The organism is Xanthomonas boreopolis, from assembly GCF_046529185.1.
GTDB lineage: Bacteria > Pseudomonadota > Gammaproteobacteria > Xanthomonadales > Xanthomonadaceae > Pseudomonas_S > Pseudomonas_S boreopolis.
Genome location: NZ_CP097162.1, coordinates 3,288,703 through 3,312,044, shown reverse-complemented (window position 1 = coordinate 3,312,044; position 23,342 = coordinate 3,288,703). Strand labels below are relative to the sequence as shown.

22 protein-coding genes and 1 riboswitch are annotated in these 23,342 nt (G+C 68.6%); of the genes, 7 read left to right on the top strand and 15 right to left on the bottom strand.

The features are described 5' to 3' along the window. The first annotated feature begins 186 nt into the window (after nt 1-186). Nucleotides 187-942 carry an AraC family transcriptional regulator gene (locus tag M3M27_RS14885; RefSeq protein WP_140723063.1) on the top strand — a complete coding sequence of 252 codons (756 nt, stop codon included), beginning with the start codon at nt 187-189 and terminating at the stop codon, nt 940-942. A 153-nt stretch (nt 943-1,095) separates the two neighbouring features. On the opposite strand, the gene gcvP is transcribed toward M3M27_RS14885, so the two are convergent. Beyond that, nucleotides 1,096-3,960 (bottom strand): aminomethyl-transferring glycine dehydrogenase, encoded by a 2,865-nt coding sequence (gene gcvP, locus M3M27_RS14880; protein WP_434026128.1) that lies wholly within the window; start codon nt 3,958-3,960, stop codon nt 1,096-1,098. A 158-nt stretch (nt 3,961-4,118) separates the two neighbouring features. Continuing rightward, a riboswitch (glycine riboswitch) is annotated at nt 4,119-4,231 on the bottom strand. A gap of 248 nt (nt 4,232-4,479) precedes the next feature. Here gcvP and M3M27_RS14875 point away from each other — a divergent pair. The 3 genes from M3M27_RS14875 to M3M27_RS14865 all read left to right on the top strand — a co-directional run bounded on the left by M3M27_RS14875 (nt 4,480) and on the right by M3M27_RS14865 (nt 7,794). Next, entirely contained in the window at nt 4,480-5,721 is a 1,242-nt protein-coding gene (locus M3M27_RS14875) for a multidrug effflux MFS transporter (RefSeq protein WP_140723057.1), read from the top strand. Between the two features lie 27 nt (nt 5,722-5,748). After that, entirely contained in the window at nt 5,749-6,156 is a 408-nt protein-coding gene (locus M3M27_RS14870; RefSeq protein WP_140723054.1) for a hypothetical protein, read from the top strand. Between the two features lie 90 nt (nt 6,157-6,246). After that, complete coding sequence (locus tag M3M27_RS14865) at nt 6,247-7,794, top strand: alkaline phosphatase PhoX (RefSeq protein WP_434026127.1); 1,548 nt, start codon at nt 6,247-6,249, stop codon at nt 7,792-7,794. Nucleotides 7,795-7,909: 115 nt separating this feature from the next. Here the strand turns inward: M3M27_RS14865 and M3M27_RS14860 are convergent, their stop codons facing one another. The 9 genes from M3M27_RS14860 to M3M27_RS14820 form a co-directional block, all read right to left on the bottom strand. Next, nucleotides 7,910-8,995: a hypothetical protein gene (locus M3M27_RS14860; RefSeq protein ID WP_140723047.1), complete on the bottom strand. Its 1,086-nt coding sequence runs from the start codon at nt 8,993-8,995 to the stop codon at nt 7,910-7,912. Nucleotides 8,996-9,063: 68 nt separating this feature from the next. Next, nucleotides 9,064-9,744, bottom strand: a complete 681-nt coding sequence (locus tag M3M27_RS14855; RefSeq protein ID WP_434026126.1) for a hypothetical protein — start codon at nt 9,742-9,744, stop codon at nt 9,064-9,066. Further along, entirely contained in the window at nt 9,728-9,946 is a 219-nt protein-coding gene (locus M3M27_RS14850; protein ID WP_434026125.1) for a hypothetical protein, read from the bottom strand. The genes M3M27_RS14855 and M3M27_RS14850 overlap by 17 nt, the downstream gene beginning before the upstream one ends. A 23-nt stretch (nt 9,947-9,969) precedes the next feature. Next, on the bottom strand, nt 9,970-10,170 hold the full coding sequence (locus tag M3M27_RS14845) for a Ras family protein (RefSeq protein WP_140723041.1): 201 nt from the start codon (nt 10,168-10,170) through the stop codon (nt 9,970-9,972). After that, nucleotides 10,167-10,532, bottom strand: coding sequence for a hypothetical protein (locus tag M3M27_RS14840; protein ID WP_434026124.1), 366 nt, complete (start codon nt 10,530-10,532; stop codon nt 10,167-10,169). The genes M3M27_RS14845 and M3M27_RS14840 overlap by 4 nt, the downstream gene beginning before the upstream one ends. Beyond that, a complete protein-coding gene (locus M3M27_RS14835) occupies nt 10,529-10,903 on the bottom strand; it encodes a hypothetical protein (RefSeq protein WP_434026123.1) in 375 nt (124 codons plus the stop codon). Before M3M27_RS14835 ends, M3M27_RS14840 begins: the two co-directional genes overlap by 4 nt. Nucleotides 10,904-10,968: 65 nt before the next feature. After that, nucleotides 10,969-11,475, bottom strand: a complete 507-nt coding sequence (locus M3M27_RS14830) for a hypothetical protein (protein ID WP_434026122.1) — start codon at nt 11,473-11,475, stop codon at nt 10,969-10,971. 41 nt (nt 11,476-11,516) lie between these two features. Continuing rightward, complete coding sequence (locus tag M3M27_RS14825; RefSeq protein ID WP_140723032.1) at nt 11,517-11,831, bottom strand: R body protein; 315 nt, start codon at nt 11,829-11,831, stop codon at nt 11,517-11,519. 252 nt (nt 11,832-12,083) lie between these two features. Further along, nucleotides 12,084-12,404, bottom strand: coding sequence for an FAD-binding monooxygenase (locus M3M27_RS14820; protein ID WP_140723029.1), 321 nt, complete (start codon nt 12,402-12,404; stop codon nt 12,084-12,086). 363 nt (nt 12,405-12,767) lie between these two features. On the opposite strand from M3M27_RS14820, the gene M3M27_RS14815 reads away from it, so the two are divergent. Further along, nucleotides 12,768-13,541, top strand: a complete 774-nt coding sequence (locus tag M3M27_RS14815; RefSeq protein ID WP_434026121.1) for a hypothetical protein — start codon at nt 12,768-12,770, stop codon at nt 13,539-13,541. Between the two features lie 277 nt (nt 13,542-13,818). Here the strand turns inward: M3M27_RS14815 and M3M27_RS14810 are convergent, their stop codons facing one another. The 4 genes from M3M27_RS14810 to M3M27_RS14795 form a co-directional block, all read right to left on the bottom strand. Next, a complete protein-coding gene (locus M3M27_RS14810) occupies nt 13,819-15,804 on the bottom strand; it encodes a M2 family metallopeptidase (RefSeq protein WP_434026120.1) in 1,986 nt (661 codons plus the stop codon). 284 nt (nt 15,805-16,088) lie between these two features. Then, on the bottom strand, nt 16,089-17,744 hold the full coding sequence (locus M3M27_RS14805; protein WP_434026119.1) for a phosphoethanolamine transferase: 1,656 nt from the start codon (nt 17,742-17,744) through the stop codon (nt 16,089-16,091). After that, nucleotides 17,741-18,499: a phosphatase PAP2 family protein gene (locus tag M3M27_RS14800; protein ID WP_019399445.1), complete on the bottom strand. Its 759-nt coding sequence runs from the start codon at nt 18,497-18,499 to the stop codon at nt 17,741-17,743. The genes M3M27_RS14805 and M3M27_RS14800 overlap by 4 nt, the downstream gene beginning before the upstream one ends. Before the next feature lie 120 nt (nt 18,500-18,619). After that, nucleotides 18,620-20,341 (bottom strand): ArnT family glycosyltransferase, encoded by a 1,722-nt coding sequence (locus M3M27_RS14795; protein WP_434026118.1) that lies wholly within the window; start codon nt 20,339-20,341, stop codon nt 18,620-18,622. 133 nt (nt 20,342-20,474) lie between these two features. On the opposite strand from M3M27_RS14795, the gene M3M27_RS14790 reads away from it, so the two are divergent. Together M3M27_RS14790 and M3M27_RS14785 are read left to right on the top strand one after the other, a co-directional pair. Beyond that, on the top strand, nt 20,475-21,176 hold the full coding sequence (locus tag M3M27_RS14790) for a response regulator transcription factor (protein ID WP_019399447.1): 702 nt from the start codon (nt 20,475-20,477) through the stop codon (nt 21,174-21,176). A 90-nt stretch (nt 21,177-21,266) separates the two neighbouring features. Then, the gene (locus M3M27_RS14785) at nt 21,267-22,577 is read left to right on the top strand and encodes a sensor histidine kinase (protein ID WP_434026117.1); all 1,311 of its coding nucleotides are present in this window, start codon (nt 21,267-21,269) and stop codon (nt 22,575-22,577) included. Between the two features lie 226 nt (nt 22,578-22,803). On the opposite strand, the gene M3M27_RS14780 is transcribed toward M3M27_RS14785, so the two are convergent. Next, nucleotides 22,804-23,310, bottom strand: coding sequence for a hypothetical protein (locus tag M3M27_RS14780; protein ID WP_434026116.1), 507 nt, complete (start codon nt 23,308-23,310; stop codon nt 22,804-22,806). Nucleotides 23,311-23,342 lie beyond the last annotated feature (32 nt).

The window sequence follows — 23,342 nt, the reverse complement described above, 5'->3', positions numbered from 1 at the left end:
CAGCTGTCGGGACCGAAGTCCCTCCTACAGAAAGCCAGAAAGCCAAAAACCTGCAAAAAAGCATCGGATCGCTTGACAGCCGGACCCAGGCAAAGATGCTTTTCCCGAGTCCCGAGTCCCGAGTCCCGAGTCCCGAGTCCCGAGTCCCGAGTCCCGAGCCCCGAGCCCCGAGCCCCGAGCCCCGAAATGAAAAGCATCGATCCCGCCGATCTCGAAGCGCTGTTCGACGCGGTGCCCGACGTGCTGTTCTTCGTCAAGGACCGCGAAGGGCGCTATACGCACGTCAACCAGACGATGCTGCGCCGGCTGGGGCTGAAGTCGCGAAAGGAGTTGATCGGCAAGCGCGTGGTGGAGGTCTACCCGAGCGGGCTGAGCGCCAGCTACGCCAACCAGGACGAGCGAGTGCTGGCCGGCGAGACCATCGACAACGTGCTGGAGCTGCACCTGTTCGCCAACGGCGAGCCGGGATGGTGCCTGACCTGCAAGCGCCCGCTGCGGGTCGATGGCGAGGTGCAGGGCATCATCGGCATCTCGCGCGACCTGGATCCGCAGGACGGCCACGACGCGCAGTACGAGAAATTGCGCCTGGCGCTGGCGTACCTGCACGTGAACTACGCGCAGAACGTGCGCATGCAGACGCTGGTGGAGATCACCGGTTTCTCGATGTCGAAGCTGCAGCGCTCGTTCCGGCGCGTGTTCCAGCTCACGCCGCAGCAGGTGCTGGCCAAGCTGCGCCTGCAGATGGCGATGCACCTGCTGCACGGCAAGCAGAGCGTGACCGAGATCGGCCATGCCTGCGGCTTCAGCGACCAGAGCGCCTTCACGCGGCAGTTCAAGGCCGCCACCGGCATGACCCCGAGCGAGTACCGCGCGCTGGCCAACGCGAAGCTGGTGGAGCAGGTGGACGGGGCCAGGTTCGGGCATGCGCTCCAGTTGAAGTAGCCCGTCCCCACCGCCCCGTGTCCCCATGTGGGAGCGACTCTGGATGGCCCGAGGCCATCCAGAGTCGCTCCCACGAAACGCCGATAGCGGAGACTCCGCCCCAAACGACAACGGCCCGCAAAGCGGGCCGTCGTCCTGCCGGGTACGGGAGGCTCACGCCTCCACGGCATCGTCCTTGTACGCATCCACCGGGATGCACGCGCACATCACGTTCTTGTCGCCGTAGACGTTGTCCACGCGCGCCACCGGCGGCCAGTACTTGGCCTGCTTGAGCGAAGGCAGCGGGAAGGCGGCCAGCTCGCGCGGATAGGCGTGGGCCCACTCGCTGGCGGACACCGCCGTGGCGGTGTGCGGGGCGTGCTTGAGCGGGTTGTCCTCGCGGTCCAGGCGGCCGTCCTCGATCGCGGCGATCTCCTGCCGGATCTGGATCATCGCGTCGATGAAGCGGTCCAGCTCGTGCTGCGATTCGCTCTCGGTCGGCTCCACCATCAAGGTGCCGGCGACCGGGAAGCTCAGCGTCGGCGCATGGAAGCCGAAATCGATCAGGCGCTTGGCGATGTCCTCGGCGCCGACGCCGCTGGTCTTCTCCAGCGGGCGCACGTCCAGGATGCACTCGTGCGCGACCAGGCCGTTGCGGCCGGTGTACAGCGTCTTGTAGTGCGGCGCCAGGCGCCTGGCGACGTAGTTGGCGTTGAGCAGCGCGACCTGGGTGGCCTTGCGCAGGCCGGCGGTGCCCATCAGGGTGATGTACATCCAGCTGATCGGCAGGATCGAGGCCGAACCGAAGCTCGCCGCCGACACCATGCCGACTTCGCCTTCGCCGCCCAACACCTTGGGCAGGAAGGGGGCGAGGTGCGACTTCACCGCGCACGGGCCCACGCCCGGGCCGCCGCCGCCATGCGGGATGCAGAAGGTCTTGTGCAGGTTGAGGTGCGAGACGTCCGAGCCCCACTTGCCGGGCTTGGCCACGCCGACCAGCGCGTTCATGTTGGCGCCGTCGGTGTACACCTGGCCGCCGTGGGCGTGGATGATCTCGCAGATCTCCACGACGTCCTCCTCGAACACGCCGTGCGTGGACGGGTAGGTCATCATGATCGCGGCCAGGCGGTCGCTGTACTTCTCGGCGTTGCGGCGGATGTCCTCGACGTCGACGTTGCCGTTGGCGTCGCACTTGGTGACCACGACCTTCATGCCGCACATCTGCGCCGAGGCGGGATTGGTGCCGTGCGCCGATTCCGGGATCAGGCAGATGTCGCGGTGGCCCTCGCCGCGCGAGCGGTGGTAGGCGCGGATCGCCAGCAGGCCGGCGTATTCGCCCTGCGCGCCGGAATTGGGCTGCAGGCTGACCGCGTCGTAGCCGGTGCATTCCACCAGCATCGCTTCCAGCTCGTCGATCAGCTGGCGATAGCCGGCCCATTGCGCGGCCGGGGCCAGCGGGTGGATGTTGGCGAACTCCGGCCAGGTCACCGGGATCATCTCGGCGGTGGCGTTGAGCTTCATGGTGCACGAGCCCAGCGGGATCATCGTGCGGTCCATCGCCAGGTCCTTGTCGGCCAGCGAGCGCAGGTAGCGCAGCAGCTCGTGCTCGCTGTGGTGAGTGTTGAACACCGGATGGGTCAGGAACGCGCTGGTGCGCCGCAGGCCGGCCGGCAGCGCGTCGGGCGTTTCCGCGTCGAGCGCCTCGATGTCGTCGATCTGCACGCCGAACAGCTTGGCCAGGGCGACCACGTCCTGGCGCGTGGCGGTCTCGTCCAGGCTGATGCCGACGCGGCGGCCATCGATCTTGCGCAGGTTGATGCGCGCGTGGCTGGCGTAGGTATGGATTTCCTCGGCGTCCACGCCTTCGACGGTGAGGGTGTCGAAGAAGGCGTCGTTGAGCTGCAGCCCGGCGCTGCGCAGCGCGGCGGCCAGGATCGCGGTGTAGCGGTGCACGCGCGTGGCGATGCGCTTGAGCCCGTCCGGGCCGTGGTAGACGGCGTACATCGAGGCCATCACCGCCAGCAGCACCTGCGCCGTGCAGATGTTGGAGGTGGCCTTCTCGCGGCGGATGTGCTGCTCGCGGGTCTGCAGGGTCAGGCGGTAGGCGGGATTGCCCTGGGCGTCGATGGATACGCCGATCAGGCGGCCGGGCATCGAGCGCTTGTAGGCGTCGCGGCAGGCCATGAAGGCGGCGTGCGGGCCGCCGAAGCCGAACGGCACGCCGAAGCGCTGGCTGTTGCCGACCACGATGTCCGCGCCCCATTCGCCGGGCGCGGCGATCAGGGTCAGCGCCAGCAGGTCGGTCGCCACCGCGACCAGGCCGCCGCGCGCGTGCACGGCCTCGGCCAGCGCCTTGTGGTCGCCGATGCGGCCGAAGGTGTCCGGGTACTGCAGCAGCACGCCGAAGGCGTCGGCCTCCAGCGCCTCCTCGGGCGTGCCCACGCGCAGCTCGATGCCCAGCGGCTCGGCGCGGGTGCGCAGCAGCTCCAGGGTCTGCGGATGCACCGCGTCGTGCACGAAGAACAGGTTCGACTTGGACTTGGCCGAGCGCTTGGCCAGCGTCATCGCTTCGGCGGCGGCGGTGGCCTCGTCCAGCAGCGAGGCGTTGGCGATCTCCATGCCGGTCAGGTCGGCGCACAGCGTCTGGAAGTTGATCAGCGCCTCCATGCGGCCCTGCGAGATCTCCGCCTGGTACGGGGTGTAGGCGGTGTACCAGGCCGGGTTCTCCAGCACGTTGCGCAGGATCACCTTCGGCGTATGGGTGCCGTAGTAGCCCTGGCCGATGAAGCTGCGGAAGACCGTGTTGCGGTTGGCGATCGCGCGGATCTTCGCCAGCGCTTCCTCCTCGGTCATGCTTTCCGGCAGCGCCAGCGGGGCCGGCGACTTGATCCGGCCGGGGACGATCGCGTCGGTCAGCGCGTCCAGCGAATCGTGGCCGACCACGCGCAGCATCTGCGCGATCTCGGTGTCGTTGGGGCCGATGTGGCGCGAGACGAAGGCGTCGTGGTGTTCGAGATCGCGCAGGGAAGGCTTGGACATGGAGAAGTTTCCGTCAGGGCAGAGGGGAACGCGAAGGCCCCGCTTCCGGTCGCCGCTCCCGCGCAGGCGGGAATCCATGGACGTCGCTTTTCGCGCGCGACGCGCCCCTGGGTTCCCGCTCCCGCGGGAACGACGAACGGAGGCATGCAGGCTTCCGGTCGTGCCCCTCTGTCCTTTTGCCTGAGAGTTTGGAGACGCGGCGCGGCGTGGCCTGCCTGCGTCTGGTGCCCCTTCGGCGCCGGATCTAACCGGTCTCTCCAGAGTTTTGTTGCGGGTGGTATCGGGCCTGAGCGATTACGGGCGTTGCGCCTTCGGCAGCGGCGGTGGCCGCTTCTCCCACCATGTAGCGGGGCGATTATAGCGGTTTGCCCGCCCCGGCACGGCCGCGTGACGGCGCGTTCAGCGGCAGGCGGGACGGCCGGGCTATCATGTGCGCCATCCTTTTTTCTCCGCAGGCACCGCCCCCGCTCGGGGCCGGTGCCTGAATGCGTCCTCCGACGCCTGTTCCCGGACCCCGGCATGACCGCATCCACGCCCTCCACCCACCGCCTGGCACTGCTGCTCGCCGGGTTGGCGATGTTCGGCCCGTTCTCGATCGACATGATCTTCCCCGCGTTCCCGCAGCTCGGGCACCGGCTGGGCGTTGACCAGGTGGCGATCCAGCAGACCATCAGCGTCTACCTGCTGTTCTACGGCCTGATGAGCGTGGTGCACGGGCCGCTGTCGGACGCGTGGGGCCGCAAGCGGGTGATCGTCGGCGGGCTGGTGATGTTCATCGCCGCCTCGGCCGGCTGCGCGCTGGCGCGCGACCTCGGCACGCTGCTGGCGTTCCGCGCCCTGCAGGGCGTCTCGGCCGGCGTGGGCATGATCGTCGGCCGCGCGGTGATCCGCGACCTGTACGAGGGCCACGACGCGCAGCGGCTGATGAGCCAGGTGTCGATGATCTTCGGCATCGCCCCGGCGATCGCGCCGATCATCGGCGGCTGGCTGCTCGCGGTCGGCGCGGGCTGGCCGCTGATCTTCTGGTTCCTGGTCGCGTTCTCGGGCCTGCTGCTGCTGGCGACCCTGGCATGGCTGCCCGAAACCCATCCGGTGCAGGCGCGGCGCGGACTGAAGCCGGGGCCGTTGCTGCGCGACTACCTGACGATCGGCTTCAATCCGCGCTTCCAGCGGCTGGCGGCGGCGGGCGCGCTGAACTTCGCCGGCATCTTCCTCTACATCGCCTCCGCGCCGGTGTTCGTGATGCAGCACCTGCACCTGGGCGAGGGCGATTTCGCCTGGCTGTTCCTGCCCACCATCGGCGGCCTGACCCTGGGCGCGTTCCTGTCCGGGCGCATGGCCGGCAAGCTGCATGCGCGCAGCCAGGTGCGCATCGGCTTCATCTGCTGCGGCCTGTCGGCGCTGGGCAACCTCGGCTACAACTTCGCGGTGGAACAGATCGCGCTGCCCTGGGCGGTGCTGCCGATCTTCGTCGGCGGCCTGGGCATGGCGCTGATCTTCCCGATCCTGTCGCTGGCGGTGCTGGACATGTACCCGGCCCAGCGCGGCCTGGCCTCGTCGCTGCAGGCGTTCACCCAGCTGATGGTCAACACCGTGGTCGCCGGCGTGCTCTCGCCGCTGCTGAGCGACAAGCCGGTGCACCTGGCGCTGGGCGCGGCGGGCTTCTTCCTGAGCGGCTGGCTATTCTGGCGCTGGGACCGGCGGGTGTGCCGGCGCCAGCTGCGCGAGGCGCGCATGGCCGCGTCGGCCGGGCAGGGTTGAATCCACGTTTTCTTCGAGGAACATCGAATGTCGATCGGATCCAAGGCGCGCCGCGAGGCGCGCAAGAAGCAGGTCGAACGGGCCCGCCGCCAGGCCGAGGCCAACGCGGTACCGGCTTCGCCGATCGAGCCGCATGCCGAGCTGCGCGACCAGAGCCGCAAGCTGCTGGCCGGCATCGTGCGCCGCGATGGCCTGTGGGTGCTGGGCATGGACGGCCGCATCGCCGGCGAGTCGGAGAGCGCCGCGCAGGTGCTGGCGCTGATCATGCAGGCCGGCGAGCTGCACGAGCGGCAGGGCACGCCGGTGCGGCTGGCCTATTCCGACGCGCTGAAGGATGCCGCGCACGCCGAGGCGAAGGCGCTGGGCATGGAGTTCGAGCAGTTCAAGCGGCAGCTCTCGGCGCAGATGCGCAGCGAGGCGTCCCGCGCCAGCTGAGCCGGCCCGGGCGGCCGCTCCGTCCGCCTGCTGTCATACGGCCGTTATCGCGCGCTCCTAGCTTGGAAGCATCCCAGCCAGGAGTCGCGCATGAACACGTTCAGTCGCTCTCGTCGCCAGGTGCTCAAGCAAGGGGCCGCCGCCATGGCCATGGGCACCATCGCCAGCCTCGGTGCGCTGTATTCCCGCCAGGCGCAGGCCGCGGCCGATCCCAGGACCCGGCTCGAGCCGATTCCCAGCCCGTACGGCGATCTCGCGCCGGCGCTCGATCGCAGCACCGGGTTGCCGTTGCTGCTGTTGCCGCCGGGTTTCAGCTACAGCTCCTTCGCCTGGACCGGCGACCGCATGGCGGATGGCCAGGCGGTGCCCTCGCGCCACGACGGCATGGCGGTGATGCTGCGCGGCGAGCGCGAAGGCCACGGCGGCCGCGGCCGCGGTCCGGAGCTGGTGCTGATCCGCAATCATGAAATCGGCACCGACCAGGCGCCGTTCCGCGCGCCCGGCACCTACGACACCGGCACGCTTGACGCCAACGGCGCGCGCGCCGGCGGCGGCACCACCACGCTGCGCTTCCGCAACGGCGAATGGCTCGGCGCCGAGGCCAGCCTGGCCGGCACGCTGGTCAACTGCGCGGGCGGACGCACGCCCTGGGGCACCTGGCTCAGCTGCGAGGAAATCAAGACCGACGCCCAGTCCTCGACCGGGCGCCGGCACGGCTACGTGTTCGAGGTGCACCCGGACGCCGGGCGCACCACGGGCCGGCCGCTGGTGGACATGGGCCGCTTCAGCCACGAGGCGGTCGCGGTGGACCCGCGCACGGGCTACATCTATCTCACCGAGGACGACCGCAACAAGGCCGGCCTGTACCGCTTCATTCCGCACGATCGCTCGCGCCGCGCCGGCGCGCTGGAGAACGGCGGGCGCCTGCAGGCGGCGCGCGTGCGCGGGCGGCGCAATGCCGACCTGGTCGTGGCCGGGATCGGCGACGAATACCAGCTGGAATGGTTCGACATCCCCGATCCGGACCTGGACACCGTCGCCGCTCCCGGCGATTTCCCCGACGTCGATCCCGGCAGCACCCTCAGCGGCCCCTTCGCGCAAGCCTGGAGCGAAGGCGGGCTGCGCATGAGCCGGGGCGAGGGCATCTTCTACGCCGATGGGCGGGTCTTCATCGTGGACACCAGCACCGGCATCGACGGCAACGGGCGCCGCGGCCGCGGCTACGGCGCGGTGTGGGTGCTCGACCTGGCGAGCCAGCGGTTGCGCGCGCTGTTCGTCAGCGGCAACCAGCTGGCCGCGCACAATCCGGACAACATCACCGTGAGCCCGCGCGGCGGCGCGGTGCTCTGCGAGGATCCGGACGCGGCGCCTTCGGGCAGCCCGGACCGGTACGGGCCGGGCACGCGCCTGGTCGGCCTGACCCGCACCGGGCAGGCCTTCCACCTGCTGAAGAACAACGTCGAACTCACCTCCACCCAGATCGCCGGCGCCGGCAAGGCGATCGGCGAGGGCGATTACCGCGAGAGCGAATTCTGCGGCGCCTGCTGGAGCCCGGAAGGGCGGACCCTGTTCGTCAACCTGCAGACGCCGGGCATCACCTTCGCGATCGAAGGCCCGTGGGAGCGCGGTTACCTCTGAGCGGAGCGGATGCCGCCGCGCCGCGTTTCCTGCGGCGGCATCCGAGCTTCGTCCTGGGCCTCGTTGCAGGGGCGGTCGCCGGACCTGCCGGGCTTTCTCGCGCGGTGCGCCATTCCTATCCTCGCGAGAGGGGCAGTGCTTCGCCGCGCCAGACACCCTGGCGTCGCCCCAGCCGGTTGTATCGGCCGCCGAAGTATTCCACTTGGTAGTCCTGCGTCCTCGGCAGTTCGAGGAACTCGAAGTTCCGGGTGTCCAACTGGTCGACCCGGCCCGCCGCCGCATCGTAGCGCCCGATCTGGAAGACCGGCTCGGGAAGGCGGTCGAGGTAATGCGACATGCCGTCGGTCAGCATCACCAGAGACCCATCGGAGACCGCCACCGCCTGGTTGACGATGGACATGCCGCAGGACGTGACCAATTGCAGGTCCAGGGCGTTGGGCGTGGTGCCCAGCGATTGGTTCATCACGTTCATCGCGTTGGCCACCACCTGCATGCTGTGGTCGAGGCAGACTTCCAGGCCCACGGCCATCCCGTCCCAGAAGATCAGGTTGTCCAGTTCCTGGTCCGGGTTGAGGCGGAAGCTGTAGGTGGTCGTGGGATCGAGATTGGCATGCCAGTTCTGGGGCGGGCCATCGATGTTGGAGATGTAGTGCTTCTCCATGAGCATGTAGGGCATGCTGGCGTCCATCGCGCCGCGCCGGCCGCGCAGCATCAATGCGGTGTTGAGCAGGTTGAGCCTGTGCGGTGGGTTGCGGGGGAGCTGGGAACAGATGGTTCCCGCGACGACGACCCAATCCTTGAACAGGGGCGATTGATGGATGGCTTCGTGGAGCGCCTCGGCCAGCACGAAGCGCGCGCTCTCGGGATAGGAGCCGAAGCTCGTGCTGCGCAGGAATCGCCCCTGTTCCGCCTCCTGCTCGGAGGCCTTGCGGAAGTAGAACTCCGGCGCGATGAAGACCTTCAGCGCCTCGGGATCGTTCATGCCGTCCAGGTCCTTGAACTCGGTGGCGGCCAGGTAGAGCACGTTGATCAGGCGCTGCGCCCGGGCCTGCAGATCGGGATCGGCAAGCCGGACCTGGGGCGCGCCGCCGACCGCCTGCGGCACGCCCGGCAGCGTGGGATAAAACGTGGGCACCATGTAGCTCAGGGGCAACAGCGAGGTGTACTCGATGTCGTCCATCGACGGATTCTTCGCGTTCATCGTGATCCTCCTGGAGTGTGGTATCGGCGTTGGGCAATGCGGGGACGAGCCCGCGGGAATGGCGGCGGTCATTCCTCCAGCTGTTGCATCAAGCGATAGACCGCCCTGGCCGCCTGCAGGGCGATGGTCTGGTCCTCGGCGCGCAAGGACTTGAGAGGAAGCGCGGGCGACGGGAAGCCGGGTACGACGACGATGGGAACGCCGCCTGTATCCACGGACTGCGGCCTGGGTTCGGGGACGCGCACGAAGGCGTGCCGTGCGATCGCGACGGTCAAGGCCAGAGCGACGATCGCCAGGATCGCGATCGACAGGGCGATCACCTCGAGCGGCGGCGACAGCTTCTCGATAAGGCCGGCGACGTAGCAGACGGCGATCAGGCAATCGAGGTTGAGCGGCGAATTGAGCGTCCGTGCCAGTTGCATCTGCACCAGCTCGCCGGACTGTTGCACGAACTCCACGCGATAGGACCTGCCGCATACCTCCAGAGGAACGGAGGCGCTACGTGCGGCTCCGGCGTTGTCGACGGCGCTGAAGCCTATCCGGCTGAGGGTGGGGGCGAGGGAAACCGGTGACTGCAACTGCAGCCAGTCCTGGTCGGGTGCGGCCAGGCGGACGTCGGGACTGGCGGCCTGGACGAGGAAGAAATCGCCCTCGCCGTCGCCGGCGTCGCCCTGGGTGGGCCCTGCGTCCTGGAACGCCGCCACCACGATCCGCGCCGGCAGCGGGCGTGGTTCATTCGCCGTCGCCACGGTCCCCCCCGGAGCCAGGCGACAGCGCCATGGTCGCGGCATAGCTGGCCAGCCCTTCCGTGATCGCCGCGGCGCTGAGCGCGAGCGAGCCGAAGATCAGCGGTTGCTGGCCGTCCTGCAGGATCTGCATCATCAGGCGATACGCCGCTTCCGCATTGGGCAGGGCGCTGGCATTCAAGGCATTGGCCGCGGCCAGCGGCATATCGACGATCCGTCCGCTCGCGCTCATGGGGGCGGCGCCGGCAGGTTGTAGAGCTGGCGGATGCGATCGAGCACCTTGTTGTTCTCCTCGGTGATGGTGCGCATCTGCTCGTCGGCGTCGCCTTGCACGCCGAGCATCGCGACGTTGACGGCGACCTTGGTCATCGAGTCGGCGATGTCCTGGGTGATCTTGGCGAGTTGCTTGATCGTTTCAGGCTGGCTCATTCCTGGTTCCTCTCCGGAGCGTTGCAGGGAGACGGTGGATCCGGTTGCGGGCGACGTGAAGCGTGATGGCGGCGATGCCGCTCCGGTTGTTCCGCCATGCGCGTAACCACGGTGGTATTGATGTAGTGCAGGCACTCCGCGAATTCGGCTGGCCCGAACACGCGATGCGGGTCCTCGCCGGTGGTGCTGGAGGCCACGACCGCGCACACGCCGGTCGTGGCGTTGCGGACCACGCAGTACTCGGCGGTCCGCATGGAAGCGCGCAGTCCTTGCATGATCCGGTCCTCGATCTGCGCCAACAGCCCGCGGTTGTAGGCTTCCATCGACGGCGCGGGCGCGGAGGCGTCCTCGGCGGCCGTCATGGCGATGCGATATCGTCGGGCGACGCCAGTGCGGCGAAGACGGCTCTCAGGTCGGCAATGGCATGCGCCAGCCCGTTGTCGGCCAGGACACCGACCGCCGAACGCGCCTGCAGCGGCCCGGGTTGGCTTGCGCCATTGGCCGCCTGGGCGACGATCGGCGGAGCGAGCCCGTTCATGGCCTGCTGGTTGGCGGTGGCGTTCTGCCGGGAAAGGCTGGTGCTGGCAACGAGGTTGGAATAGGCCAGGTTGACGAGCGAAGCCGGCTGCTGCGCCTCGAGCAAGCCTGTCAGCGCGATCGCCGGAATGTCGACGCCTGCGCTGCCGGCGCCGCTTCCCGCCTCGATCTCGATCTCGATCTCGATGGTCCCCATGTCGATTGCTCCTGGAAGAGGTGAGGCGGCCTGCCGGCTGCCTCACCTTTGTTGCCGCGTTGCGATCAGGACGCCTTGATCTCGATGACGAGACCGTTCTGGTCGGCTCTGACGCGTACGTCCTCTCTGGTGAAATTGCCGGGAATCCGGATCACAGGTACGCCCTTCGGGACGATCAGGTGACCGGCCTCGTCCAGGTACACGCCCAGCTTCAGCAGCGCTTTCACCACCTTGCTCCAGACCACCGGCCCGTCCCCACCTTGTGGACCCGCGAAGGCTTCGATCGCCGACTTGAGGTCGGCGATGGCCTGGGCCACGCCGTTGTTGGTCAGGACGTCCACCTCGGACCGCGCTTCCAGCGGGCCGAGATTGCTCACCGTGTTGGACGCCTTGGCGACGATGGACAGGCCCAGCCCGTTCATCGCCTGCTGGTTGGACACGGCGCTCTTCTGGGCCAGATCGGTGTTGGCAGTGAGGTTGGAAAACGCCAGGTTCGAGACCATGGCGGGCTGTTCCGCGATCGACTTCAAGTTGCCGATGGCAACCGCCTCTAATACTTCATCGTGAAGCATGATGCGCTCTCCGGTTCAGAGCGGGTCGGGACGACCCGGGCTCAACGGCTGGCGAACGCCTGAACCGTCGCCTTGAGGTCTGCGATGGTCTGGGCCAGTTCGTCGTTTGTCAGGATGTCGACCGCCGAGCGCGCTTCCAGCGGGCCGAGATTGCTCACGGTGTTGGCCGCCTTGGCGACGATGGACAGGCCCAGCCCGTTCATCGCCTGCTGGTTGGACACGGCGTTCTTCTGGGCCAGATCGGTGTTGGCAGTGAGGTTGGAAAACGCCAGATTGGAGATCATGGCGGGCTGTTCCGCGATCGATTTCAGGTTGCCGATCGCGACGGCGCTCACGACGTCTTCATGCAAAGGCATGGTGCTTCTCCTGGTTGAAGTGGATTTGGATCGACGTATTGCTCATCGACATTGGCCAACGGCGAGGCGCTTGGCCCGCGTACCTGGATTCGATGCGTGCGGTTCGCGGCGCATGCGATGCCATTCCCGGGGCAGGCGGAAATCCGGAAGGCCTGGTGCCGATCACGATGCGGCTTTCCTGCCGCGCCCCCAACGAGGGGGAGGATGTCTCCAGCCGGATCCTAAGCGCCGGATGGATCGACATGCTTGGGGCTATGGAATGCCCGAATGAGGCGGATTCCTGAGCGAGTTCATTTCGTTGAAGATCCTTTCCATGTCCAGCACCATCTTGTCGATGGTGCCCTGGTTCTTGCACCCGCCAGCGGTTTCGATCAGCGCCACGCACTTGGCCGCCGCCGCCATCTGGACCTGGTTCATCGCCTGCTGCTGGCTCAGGCTGATCTGTTGCTGCAGGTTCTGATTGAAGATTTGCTGGGCGAGCGCGAGGTTCGCCAGCACGGCGGGCTGCTCGCCGATGGACTTGGCATTGGAGATGGCGATCGCCTGGATGACGTCGGCTGGCAGGTCGGACATGATTTGCCCCGTTGGAAGACGTTCCGCGTGGTGTTGCTTCGCTGTACGGGTCCAGCCTAGTCCGCGGTTTTCGCGCCGGACAAGTATCGTTACGGTTACCTTGCCGGGCGGGTTGCGGTAACAGCCGATCCAGCCGGATTTGGGACCTGCTGTGGATTCTGCTTGCTAGGTCCGTTCCAGTTTCGCGCCGGTCATGTGGCGATAATCGCGCTGCAATGGCGGCACCGGCCGCCATGGACTCGCCGGCGTGATCGACGCGTGACGCACGACTTGAGCCGGTCTTGATATTCCTTCGTCCGATGGCGCATGCGGCAAGCCGGCGCCGTGCCGCGGCGACGTATCCGGGATGTATCAGGGGGGCACGTGGAAAGGGAAGTCGAAGCGATCGACCAGGACCGAGTGCGGTTCGCCTGCGAAGCCATTCTCGCCAGCGAGCAATTCGCCAGGGCCAACCGGATGCGGCGCCTGCTGCGCTTCCTCGTGGAGCAGGCCCTGTCGGGCAACGACAGGAACACCAGCGAGTACGCCATCGGCATCGCGGTTTTCGATCGCGATCCTGCGGCCTATATGCCAACGGAAGATCCCGTGGTCAGGGTTCAGGTGGGTCGCCTGCGCCAGCGTCTGGAGAGTTACTACGCGCGGTCACGGGATGCGAGCGGGATCGAGATCAGCATCCCGCTGGGACGTTACATGCCCGTGATACGCCGGACCGGGCAAGCGGAAGCCGAGGATGAGCGGCAGGACTGCCTGGTGGTGCAACCGATCCACTGCATCGAGCCGCGCAGGGAGGGGCGCGCCTTCGCTTGCGGGCTCTACGAGGAGTTGTTGAATCAGTTGTTCCGGGATTTCGGCGGTGTGCTGATGATGCCGGACTTGCCCGAACCCGCCCGCGGGACGCCAGCGAGGGGCAGGGGGGGCAGGGGGGGCAGCAGGCAAGTGAGGGCGCCGCACTGCATCGAGAGCAGCCTGCGTATCGATGCCGAGCGCATCCGGACTTCGGTCCGGATCGTGGATGCCTCCTTGCGAAGGATCATGTGGTCAGGGCATTTCGATACGTCCGTGCATTTCGGGATCAGGCAGCAGGAGGCGTTGGCCACCTCCATCTGCAGTGCGTTGAGACAGGTCATTCCGCGCTAGGGCGCCTGCCAGCGCACGAAAGGGGCGCGCGGATGCCTGGCGGGCATTGCCTCTCGTGGAAGGAGTCCGGTCCCAAAGGGAACTGCCGAGGCTTCTGGCCGGCCGGCAATCCCTTTCTCCCATCGCGAGAGCAAGGTGCTCGGGGATCCTGCACTGCAAGCAGGAAAACCACGGGGCAGCGAAGGTGGGCAGGCGTGAAGGACGAGGGATGGGCGCCGCCTCGCGCGGCGATGTCGCCCATCCCGGGCACAATCGCGGACGACCGTTGCCGTCGCCGCTATGGCTTGCCGGCCGCCGCCTGCGGCGCCTGCCATCCGCACATCCGCCCTTCGTTCTGCTGCTTGAGCCATTCCTGCATCGGCGCGAAGTACTCCAGCATCGGGGCGGCGTCGAGCTTGTCGTTGCCGGTCAGTTCCTTGAGCGTGGCCTGCCAGGGCTGGCTGGCGCCGCGCTGGAGCATGGTCCAGAACTTCTGCCCGGCTTCCTTGTTGCCGTAGAAGCTGCAGTCGTACAGCGGGCCGGTGTAGCCGGCGGCCTGGCACAGGCCCTTGTAGAACTGGAATTGCAGGATGTGCGAGAGGAAATAGCGCGTGTACGGCGTGTTGCCCGGCACGTGGTACTTGGCGCCCGGGTCGAAGAACTCCTCGCCGCGCGGCGTCGCCGGCGCCACGCCCTGGTATTTCGCCTTCAGCTCCCACCAGGCCTGGTTGTAGCGCTCGGGCGCGATCGAACCGTCGAACACGCCCCAGCGCCAGCGGTCGATCATCAGGCCGAACGGCAGGAACGCCACCTTGCTCAGCGCCATGCGCATCTGCGCGTTGATCAGCGCCTCGCGGCTGCGCTGCTGCTCGCCGACCAGGCCGATCGAGTGCAGGTAGCCGGGCGTCATCGCCAGCACGATGGTGTCGCCGATAGCTTCGTGGAAACCGTCGTTGGCGCCGCCCTGGAACAATGGCGGCAGCGGGTTGTAGGCCAGGTCGTAATAGATGTGGCCGAGCTCGTGGTAGATGGTGGTGAAGTCTTCCTCGGTCGGCTTGATGCACATCTTGGTGCGCACGTCCGGGCCGTTCTCCTTCGAGCCGTCGCCGCCCATGTTGAGGTCCCAGGCGCTGGCGTGGCAGACCACGTCGCGGTCCAGCGGCTTGATGAACTGCGAGCGCTGCCAGTAGGTCTCCGGCAGCGCGGGCATGCCGAGCGAGGTGTAGAAGTCCTGGGCGCGCTCGGTCATCTGCCTGGCGGTGCGCAGCTGCGCTTCGCGCTCGGCCTTGAAGCGCGCCTCGGTGTCGCCCTGCGCCTTGGCCAGCTGCGCGCTGAGCTGGGTCTGGTACTGCTTCTCGAGGGTGGCGGTGATGTCCAGATCGCCGGCGCCCGGATACGGTTGCAGCAGGTCCCACAGATTGGACCAGTCCTGCTGCCACATGTTGCCCATCAGGTGGGCGGGCAGCAGGCCGCCGGGCAGTTCGCCCTTGTCGGCTCCGTATTCCTTGTCGAGCTTGCCGCGCGCGTAGCACTGCAGTTGCTCGTACAGCGGCTTGACCTGGTCCCACAGCCGGTCGGTCTCGGCGGCGATCTGCGCGGGCGGCATGTCGTAGCCGCTGCGCCACATCTCGCCGACGTCGGCGAAGCCCATTTCGCGCGCGCCCTCGTTGGCCAGCTCGACGAAGCGCTGGTAGTCCTTGCGGATCGGCGCGGCGACGCCGTGCCAGCCCCGCCAGGCATCCAGTTGCTCGTCGTAGTCGCGGCTGCTGGCCAGCACCCGCTCCAGCTCGCCGAGCTGGCGGCATTGGCGTGCCTCGCCTTCGCCCTTGCAGTAGGTGCCGGCGCCGTAGTCGCCTTCCATCCGCGCCGCGATCGTGGTCAGCTCGGCGAGCTTGGCCGGATCGCGCGGGGCCGGCATCGCGGTCATCAGCTTCAGCAGCTTGAGCGCGCGCGCGGTGTCCTCGGACATCGGCTTGCCCTCGTAGCGCTTGGCCTGCTCGATCCATGCGTTGAGCTGGGTCAGGGCGCGCTCGTTGGCCTTGGCCGCCACCCGCTGCGAGTCCACGTTGATGTAGGTCGAGGACAGCCACTGCGCGGAGCTGAGTTCCGGATAGGCGGCCTTGTACTCCTGGTTGATGCGCGCGACGAACTGGTCGGCGGTCTCGCCGTTCTCGGCCCGGGCGGCGGGCTTTTCCTGTTCCGGGCTGGGCGTCTTGCGGCAGGCCGACAGCGACAGCAGGCCGGCGGCCACGGCGATGGCCAGCAGCAGGGGGCGATGGTTCACGAGGGGTCCCTTTGCGTGAGTGCGACCGGCGAAGGCTAGAGGCCCGGGATGGCACTGGCAAGGCAGGGGCCGCAGGCGAAGGGCGGATAAGCGCCCGAGGAGCGGCCTTCTGTGGGAGCAGCTTCAGCCGCGATGGGGCTTTCATGCAGATCCTTCTGCAACAGCCTGCACATTCATGTGCCGAGGTTCAAATGAGAAAGCTCCGTCGCGGCTGAAGCCGCTCCCACAAAAAAGCCGTTCCTACGGATATCGGGTTTACGAGGGCGAGCGCGCCCGCCGGAGATTCACTGCGCGCAGCCGGCGAACAGGTCGCGCGAGCGATCGTAGACGGAGGTCCTCACCTGCATCAGGCCCAGCACCGAGGGGAACAGGTTGTCCTGGTCGGCGCGCCCGTTCGCGCGCTGGCGCAGGCACTTCAGGTCGAGCCCGCGGTCCTGCGCGAATTCCGGCGAAAACCACATCACCATGGGCACGCGGGTCTGCTCGGCCGGCGCGATCGCGTAGGGCACCCCATGCAGGTAGAGGCCTTTCTCGCCGAGCGACTCGCCGTGGTCGGAGAGGTAGATCATGGCGGTGTCGTAGTCGGGCAGGGCGCGCAGCGTGCCGATCGCGCGGTCCAGGAAATGGTCGGTGTACAGGACCGTGTTGTCGTAGGTGTTGACGATCTGCTCGCGGCTGCAGTTGCCCAGCTCGGCGGTGTCGCAGGTCGGCGCGAAGCGCCGGAACTGCGCCGGGTAGCGCTGGAAGTAGGCCGGGCCGTGGCTGCCGAGCTGGTGCAGCACCACCACGCGGTCGCCCGGCCTGGCGCGCACCTGCGCGGCGAGGTCGTCGAGCAGGATCTCGTCCATGCAGCGCCCGTCCTTGCACAGCCCGGGCTTCTTCGCGTCGTCGAGCTGCTGGATCTGCAGGCCTTCGCACACGCCCTTGCAGCCGGACTGGTTGTCGCGCCACAGCGTGGCGATGCCGGCGTGTTCGAGCACGTGCAGGAACGACTGGTGGGCGCGGATCTTCGCTTCGTCGTAATCGTGGCGGCCGAACGGCGAGAACATGCACGGCACCGAGACCTCCGTGCTGGTGCCGCACGAGTGCATGTCGGGGAAGTTGATCACCCCGGTCTGCGCCAACTCGGGGGTGGTCTGGCGCGCATAGCCGTTGAGGCCCCAGTTCTGCGCGCGCATGGTCTCGCCCAGCACGATCAGCAGCAGGCGCGGGCGGCTGCCCGGCGCGCGCGGGGTCGCCATCGCGTCGTGCTCGATCGGCAGCTTCGGCTTGTGCTTGATCGGCGAGTCGGTCTTGAGGTCCTGCTTGAGCGCGACCAGGTAGTTGACCGGCGTGGCCAGGTAGCGCACCTCGCGATGGTTGCGCATCAACGCCGACAGGCCCTGGAACGACAGCATCGAACCGGCGGCGCCGACCGCCGCGATGGCCGCCAGGAACAGCAGGCGCACGCCGAGCGCGCGGCTCCAGCTGCGGCGGCGCAGCCGCACCCGCCACAGCACGGCGATCGGGAGCGCCGCGTAGAACAGCAATGGCCACAGCAGCGCGGGCGTGAGCAGCTCGCGCGATTCCTTGTGGTCGGTGTTGAGCACGTTGCGCAGCATGTCCGCGTCCAGGTAGACGCTGTAGCTGTTCATGTAGTGCGTGGCGAACGCGGTGGTGACGAACAGCAGCGTCAGCAGCGGCTTGGCGTTCCAGCGCCACACCAGCAGGCCGAACAGCAGCGCGTGCACGGAGACCAGCAGGAAGAACAGCGACGCGGCGAAGCCGATGTCGCCGGGATGCGTCGCGAGCGACGCATGCCAGAACATGCGGTTGCAGGCGAGCGCGAAGAACACGCTGCTGCCCAGCACCAGCGTTTCCACCGACACTTCGGGCCGGTGCGTCCAGTCGAGCGCGCGCAGGCGCGAGAGCACGCCGCTGCGGGGCAACGAGAGGCTCATGCGGTTTCTCCCGCCGCGCCGGCCGCGGCGCTGCGCGCCCGCGGGCGCAACAGCCACAGGTACAAGCCGAGCGACACGCCCCAGCAGACCGCCAGGGCCCACAGGTCGTGGGAGAGGAAGTGCGCGCCGCGCAGTTGCTGGGAAACGCCGAACAGCAACCCGGCGCCGAGACCGATCGCCAGCCCGGCCTTGCGCCAGCGCGGGCGGACCGCCAGCGCGGCGAAGTACAGCGCGACCCAGGCATAGCCGCCGCTGGCATGCCCGGCCGGGAAGCAGCCCGAGGCCGGAACGCCCTGGCGCGATTCGAACAGCCCGTAGAAGGCATGGGTGCCGCCGTAGCTGGCCAGGTCCCACGGGCAGTCCATGTGCGTGGCTCCCTTCAGCAACGATACCGCCGCGGTCGAAAGCCCCACCGCCAGCACCACGTACAACGCCGGGCGCGACCAGGCGTTCCAGCGCGGCGAGCGCCGCGCATACAGGCCGAAGACCAACAGCGCCAGCGCCGCGGCGGTGCTGGCCTGCTTGCCGCCGCGATGCACGAGCTTGGCGGTGAACCAATGGTCCTTGAGCAGCCAGTGCCCGCCTTCGGCGTGATAGATCTGCGTGGCCAGCCACTGGTCGACGCCGCCCGCCATCAGCAGCGCGCTCAGCGCCAGCACCGCCGCCAGCGGAATCCACAGGTGGGTGGCGACGAAGCGGCTGTACGGACGGAGAACGGGGAAGGCATCCGTGGCGGATGCAGGCATCAGGTTCATCGGGCGCCAACGGGCAAAAGGCCGTTTCCGGCAATGGCGGGCATGATCCGGGCCGGTTTGTCGGAAAGCGGTCGGACAACCGTTGCCCGGCGCTTAACGTCAGGCAACGTCCCCGGCGGTTCAGTTGCCGTTGTCGTCGCCCGCGCCGGCCTGGTCTTTCGCGGGCGTCACGCAGCCCGGCTTCAGTGCACTGCCCGGCACCAGTTGCCAGGCATTGCGGTTGGACTCGCCGATGTCGATCGCCTGCGCGCGGTCCACGCAGGGGCTCATCGCGTCGCGCAGCACGAACAGCCAGCGCCGCTGCGGCGCCTGTGTCACCCAGTCCGCGGCGCGTGCCCATTGCACGTCCCAGGGCTGCTTGAAGCCGAAGTCCACCGCCGGCCGGTCCGCCTGCAGCAGGTTCTGCTCGCGCCAGGCGATCATCCCCAGTTCCGCGCCGGGGCCGATGCGCTCGCCCACGCGCTGCATCAGGCCGGCCGCCGAGCTGTAGGGATCGAGCGCCACCATCAGGCCCAGGCCATGGATCGTCCACAGCAGCGCCGTGGCGGCGACCACCAGCGCGCCGGCGCGTCGCAGCCGCGCCCAGGCCGCGAGCAGCAGGGCAGGGATGGCGAAGGCGAGCAGCCAGGCGCCGAACACCTGCATCGCCGCCGGGTCGATCGCGCGCTTGAGCGCGCCCCGCATCGCCCATCCGGCCTGCATGCACAGGCCGGCGCCGACCGCCAGCGCGGCCAGCGCCAGCAGCCAGACATAACCGGCCAGGACCCAGCGGGTCGCGCGCCTGCGCAGCAATCCGGGCAGCAGCGGCGCGGCAGCCACGGCCAGCGCCGGCAGCATCGGGAAGATGTAGACCTCTCGCTTGCCGGGGCTCGCGCTGAAGAACGCCAGCACCAGCACGCTCCAGCCGAGCAGCAGCCAATGGCGCGGATCGCCGCGCCGCAGGCGCCGCCGCCAGGCCGGCAGCAGTTGCGGCAGCAGCAGGCAGCCCGGCAGCCACAACGTGGCGATCACCTGCAGGTAGTACCAGGCCGGCTGCACGTGGTGCCAGGCCGCGGTGTAGCGCGTGCCGGTCTGCTTGAACAGCAATTCGTGCGCATAGGCGCGCAGGCTGGGGTCGGGAACCTGCCATAGGGCGATCGCCAATGGCAGCAGCCACACCGCCGTGCCGGCGACGAAGGCCGGGACCGCGCCCAGCCATGCCGGCCATGCGCCACGCACCGCGTCCGCGCGATGCCGGTGGCGCCAGGCCGCCCACGGCAGCAGCACCAGCAGCGGCAGGAAACCCACGCCCTTGGTCACCGTGCCCAGCCCGGCGGCGAACGCGCCCAGCGCCCAGGCCGGCCAGTCGGGGCCGCGCAGCAGGTGCCGCAACAGTCCCCACAGCGACAGCGTGGTCATCGCCACCAGCACCATGTCGATCTGCGCGCGCTTGGCCAGCACCCCGAACTGCAAGGTGGCGAACAGCGCCAGCACCGCGTAGCGCGCCACGCGCCGGTTCCACAGCCGGCGCGCCAGGTCCCAGGTCAGCCACAGGGTCGCCAGCGCCGCGAGCAGCGAAGGCAGCAGGAAGGCGACGCGCCAGTCGCGCACCAGTTCGAACGTGCCGGCCTGCATCCACATGAACACCGGCGGCTTTTCCGCGTACAACTCGCTGCCCCGATGCGGCAACAGCCACTGCCCGCTCTGCACCATCGCGCGCGCGGCGAGCACGAAGCGGGGTTCGTCCGGCGGGTTGGGCTGGCGCAGCCCCAGCCCGGCCAGCAGGGCGAGCACGATCGCCAGCAGCGCGGCGCGGTAGGCCCAACGCCGCCGCCGCTCCAGGGGTGTGATGGAAGTCTGCACGTTGGAATGCGGGCAAAACGGGCGCAGACTATGCCGCGGCGAGCGTGGGAAGTTTGTCGGAACCTGCCGTTTCGACGCGCTTCCGACATCGCCCGGCTACGATGCACGACCACATCTTTCCCGGAGACCGACGATGCGGCTGCTCGTCATCGAGGACAACCGCAATCTGGTGGCCAACCTGTTCGACTATTTCGAGGCGCGCGGCCATACCCTGGATGCCGCGCCGGACGGCATCACCGGCCTGCACCTGGCCACCACGCAGCCCTATGACGCCATCGTGCTGGACTGGATGATGCCGCGCATGGACGGCCCGGAAGTGCTGCGCCGGCTGCGCGAGGAACACCTGTCCGAACTGCCGGTGATCATGCTGACCGCGCGCGACGAGCTGCCCGACAAGATCGCCGGCTTCCGCGCCGGCGCCGACGACTATCTCACCAAGCCGTTCGCGCTGCCCGAGCTGGAAGTCCGGCTGGAAGCGCTGCTGGTGCGCGCGCAGGGACGCGGCCGCAGCAAGCTGCTGACGGTCGGCGACCTGAAGCTGGACCTGGCGACGCTGGAGGCCAGCCGCGCCGGCAAGCCGCTGCACCTGTATCCTGCCTGCCGCAAGCTGCTGCAGGTGCTGATGCAGGCCAGTCCGGCCGCGGTCACCCGCGAGAAGCTCGAACAGGCCCTTTGGGGCGACGAGCCGCCGGACGGCGACATGCTGCGCTCCCACATCTACGACCTGCGGCGCAGCGTGGATGGCCCGTTCGAGGAGAAGCTGATCCACACCCTGCCGCGCGTCGGCTACCGGCTCGGCCCCGCCGGGCACCAGGAACGCCTGCATGCCGAATAGCCCGCGTCGCGCCCTGGACCGCAAGCGCGGGGCCCCGCCGGCGCGGGGCCTGGCGTCGCGGCGCCGCATCCCGGACGGCGCGCGCCTTCCATGAAGCCGGGCGGGATACGTTCCAGGCTGGGCGGGCTGCGCGCGCGCGTCACGCTGTGGCTGGTGATCTACGCCGCGCTGATCTCGCTCGCGGTGTTCATCCATGGCTTCATCGTCAACGAGCAGGCCGAGCAGCTGACCTGGCGCTCGCTGCTCAAGTCGGAGTTGGCCCACTTCGTCCAGCGCAGCGCCGAGGATCCGCACTACCACTGGACCGACACCGAGACGGTGCAGCTGTACGGCGACGACGACGACTCGCCGGCGCCGCCGGAATTCGCCCGCCTCGGCCCGGGCATCCACGACGGCATCGAGTACCAGGGGCGAGACAAGGTGCTGATGGTGCAGGACGTCAACGGCCGGCGGCTGGTGCTGGCGCTGGACATCACCCAGTTGCAGGCGCACGAGAACAACCTGGGGTTGTGGATGCTGGTCTCCAACATCATCGCGATCGTGCTGCTCGGCATCCTCGTGGCCTGGGGCCTGGGGCGTGTGGTGCAGCCCCTGGCCGACATGGCCAAGCGCATCCACGCGCTGCGCCCGGACCGGCCCGGCCAGCACATCGACGTGGTGAAGGGCGCCAGCCACGAGCAGGTGGTGATCGCAGAGGCGCTCAACGACTACCTGCAACGCAACGACACCTTCGTCGAGCGCGAGCGCGCCTTCATCGACAGCACCAGCCACGAGCTGCGCACGCCGATCGCGGTGATCCGCGGCGCCAGCGAGCTGGCCCTGGACCAGCCGGACACGCCGCCGGCGGTGCGCCACCAGTTGCTGCGCATCCGCCAGACCGCCGAGTCGGTCGAGCAGCTGGTCACGCTGCTGCTGGTGCTGGCGAAGGACCCCAGGCGACTGGAGAAGAGCAGCGACTACGTGAACCTGGACGAGCTGCTGCCGGACATCCTCGACGACCATCGCCACCTGTGCGCGGACAAGGACCTCGGCCTGCAACTGGTCGAGCTGGCGCGCTGCGAGCTGTTCGCGCCGGTGGCGATCATGCAGGTCGCGATCGGCAATCTGCTGCGCAACGCCATCGAGAACAGCGACCGTGGCGTGATCCGCGTGTCCCTGCTGGCGCCGGCGACGGTGCGGATCGAGGATCCCGGGCACGGCATGAGCCCGGAAGAGATCGCCGCGATCTACCGCCGGATCGCGCGCGGCGACCCGCGGCAGGGCAGCGGCATCGGCCTGGACCTGCTGGGCCGCCTGTGCGAGCACCTGGGCTGGAAGCTGCAACTGGACTCGGAGACCGGGCAGGGCACCGTGGCCACGCTGGACATGAGCGGCTCGCTGGCCAAGAGCCGGGATTCGTGATTGGGGATTCGGGATTGGCAAGAGCGTAGGCTCACGCCGCTCCTACAAATCCCCAATCCCGAATCCCGAATCCCGAATCCCGGCCTTAAAGCAACAGCCCGCGCGCGGTCAGCCAGGCGCGTGCATCCTCGGCATCTTGCTCGAACCGCGCCGCGGCAACGATGAGGCGCCAGGGACGTCTGGCGCGTCGCCACGCGCCCGGGATCGATCCGCCGGAACCGGGGCCTCAGCTTGGCAGCAATCCTCGCGCGATCAACCAAGCCCGTGCATCCTCGGCATCTTGCTCGAACCACGCCCTCGTCGACCCAAGCCGGTACGTATAACCCCACGCATCCATGTCGGCCATCAGCCGCGCGCTGCCCACGCCGGGCAACTGGTCGGCCAGCACGATCTGCAGGTAGCAGGTGGCGTCTTCTTCCTCGACCGAGTCGGTCGCGTCGGTATGCACCGCCGCGCGCCTGTCGGGCGGCAGCACGATCAGGTGGCAGGCCTCGTGCAGCATCGAGTGCACCGGGGTATCGCCGCGCACGTACACGTTGCTGCCGATGATGCCGGCCTCCGGCTCGCCCCAGTAGCTGCCCGGGATCGCCGCGCCATCGGCGACGCGATGCAGGGCCAGGCCATGGCGCGCCAGCAGCGCGGCGGCAGCGGCGGAGTCGATCTGGCCCACGCACAGCACGCCGGCCGGTGCGTCGGGTGCCAAGGTCTCGGGCCGGGCAGGGGCGGGTGTCATCGTCGCGTGCTCCACGCCGGCCGCGCGAGGCG

Excerpts from the sequence above, each read along its gene's own strand:
- M3M27_RS14785 (WP_434026117.1), top strand. The coding sequence starts at position 21,267 with ATGAAGCCGGGCGGGATACGTTCCAGGCTGGGCGGGCTGCGCGCGCGC.
- M3M27_RS14820 (WP_140723029.1), bottom strand. The coding sequence starts at position 12,404 with ATGTCCGACCTGCCAGCCGACGTCATCCAGGCGATCGCCATCTCCAAT.
- M3M27_RS14870 (WP_140723054.1), top strand. The coding sequence starts at position 5,749 with ATGTCGATCGGATCCAAGGCGCGCCGCGAGGCGCGCAAGAAGCAGGTC.
- M3M27_RS14875 (WP_140723057.1), top strand. The coding sequence starts at position 4,480 with ATGACCGCATCCACGCCCTCCACCCACCGCCTGGCACTGCTGCTCGCC.
- M3M27_RS14885 (WP_140723063.1), top strand. The coding sequence starts at position 187 with ATGAAAAGCATCGATCCCGCCGATCTCGAAGCGCTGTTCGACGCGGTG.
- M3M27_RS14825 (WP_140723032.1), bottom strand. The coding sequence starts at position 11,831 with ATGCCTTTGCATGAAGACGTCGTGAGCGCCGTCGCGATCGGCAACCTG.
- M3M27_RS14780 (WP_434026116.1), bottom strand. The coding sequence starts at position 23,310 with ATGACACCCGCCCCTGCCCGGCCCGAGACCTTGGCACCCGACGCACCG.
- M3M27_RS14800 (WP_019399445.1), bottom strand. The coding sequence starts at position 18,499 with ATGAACCTGATGCCTGCATCCGCCACGGATGCCTTCCCCGTTCTCCGT.
- M3M27_RS14830 (WP_434026122.1), bottom strand. The coding sequence starts at position 11,475 with ATGCTTCACGATGAAGTATTAGAGGCGGTTGCCATCGGCAACTTGAAG.
- gcvP (WP_434026128.1), bottom strand. The coding sequence starts at position 3,960 with ATGTCCAAGCCTTCCCTGCGCGATCTCGAACACCACGACGCCTTCGTC.
- M3M27_RS14845 (WP_140723041.1), bottom strand. The coding sequence starts at position 10,170 with ATGAGCCAGCCTGAAACGATCAAGCAACTCGCCAAGATCACCCAGGAC.
- M3M27_RS14840 (WP_434026124.1), bottom strand. The coding sequence starts at position 10,532 with ATGACGGCCGCCGAGGACGCCTCCGCGCCCGCGCCGTCGATGGAAGCC.
- M3M27_RS14805 (WP_434026119.1), bottom strand. The coding sequence starts at position 17,744 with ATGAGCCTCTCGTTGCCCCGCAGCGGCGTGCTCTCGCGCCTGCGCGCG.
- M3M27_RS14850 (WP_434026125.1), bottom strand. The coding sequence starts at position 9,946 with ATGCCGCTGGCCGCGGCCAATGCCTTGAATGCCAGCGCCCTGCCCAAT.
- M3M27_RS14860 (WP_140723047.1), bottom strand. The coding sequence starts at position 8,995 with ATGAACGCGAAGAATCCGTCGATGGACGACATCGAGTACACCTCGCTG.
- M3M27_RS14790 (WP_019399447.1), top strand. The coding sequence starts at position 20,475 with ATGCGGCTGCTCGTCATCGAGGACAACCGCAATCTGGTGGCCAACCTG.
- M3M27_RS14865 (WP_434026127.1), top strand. The coding sequence starts at position 6,247 with ATGAACACGTTCAGTCGCTCTCGTCGCCAGGTGCTCAAGCAAGGGGCC.
- M3M27_RS14835 (WP_434026123.1), bottom strand. The coding sequence starts at position 10,903 with ATGGGGACCATCGAGATCGAGATCGAGATCGAGGCGGGAAGCGGCGCC.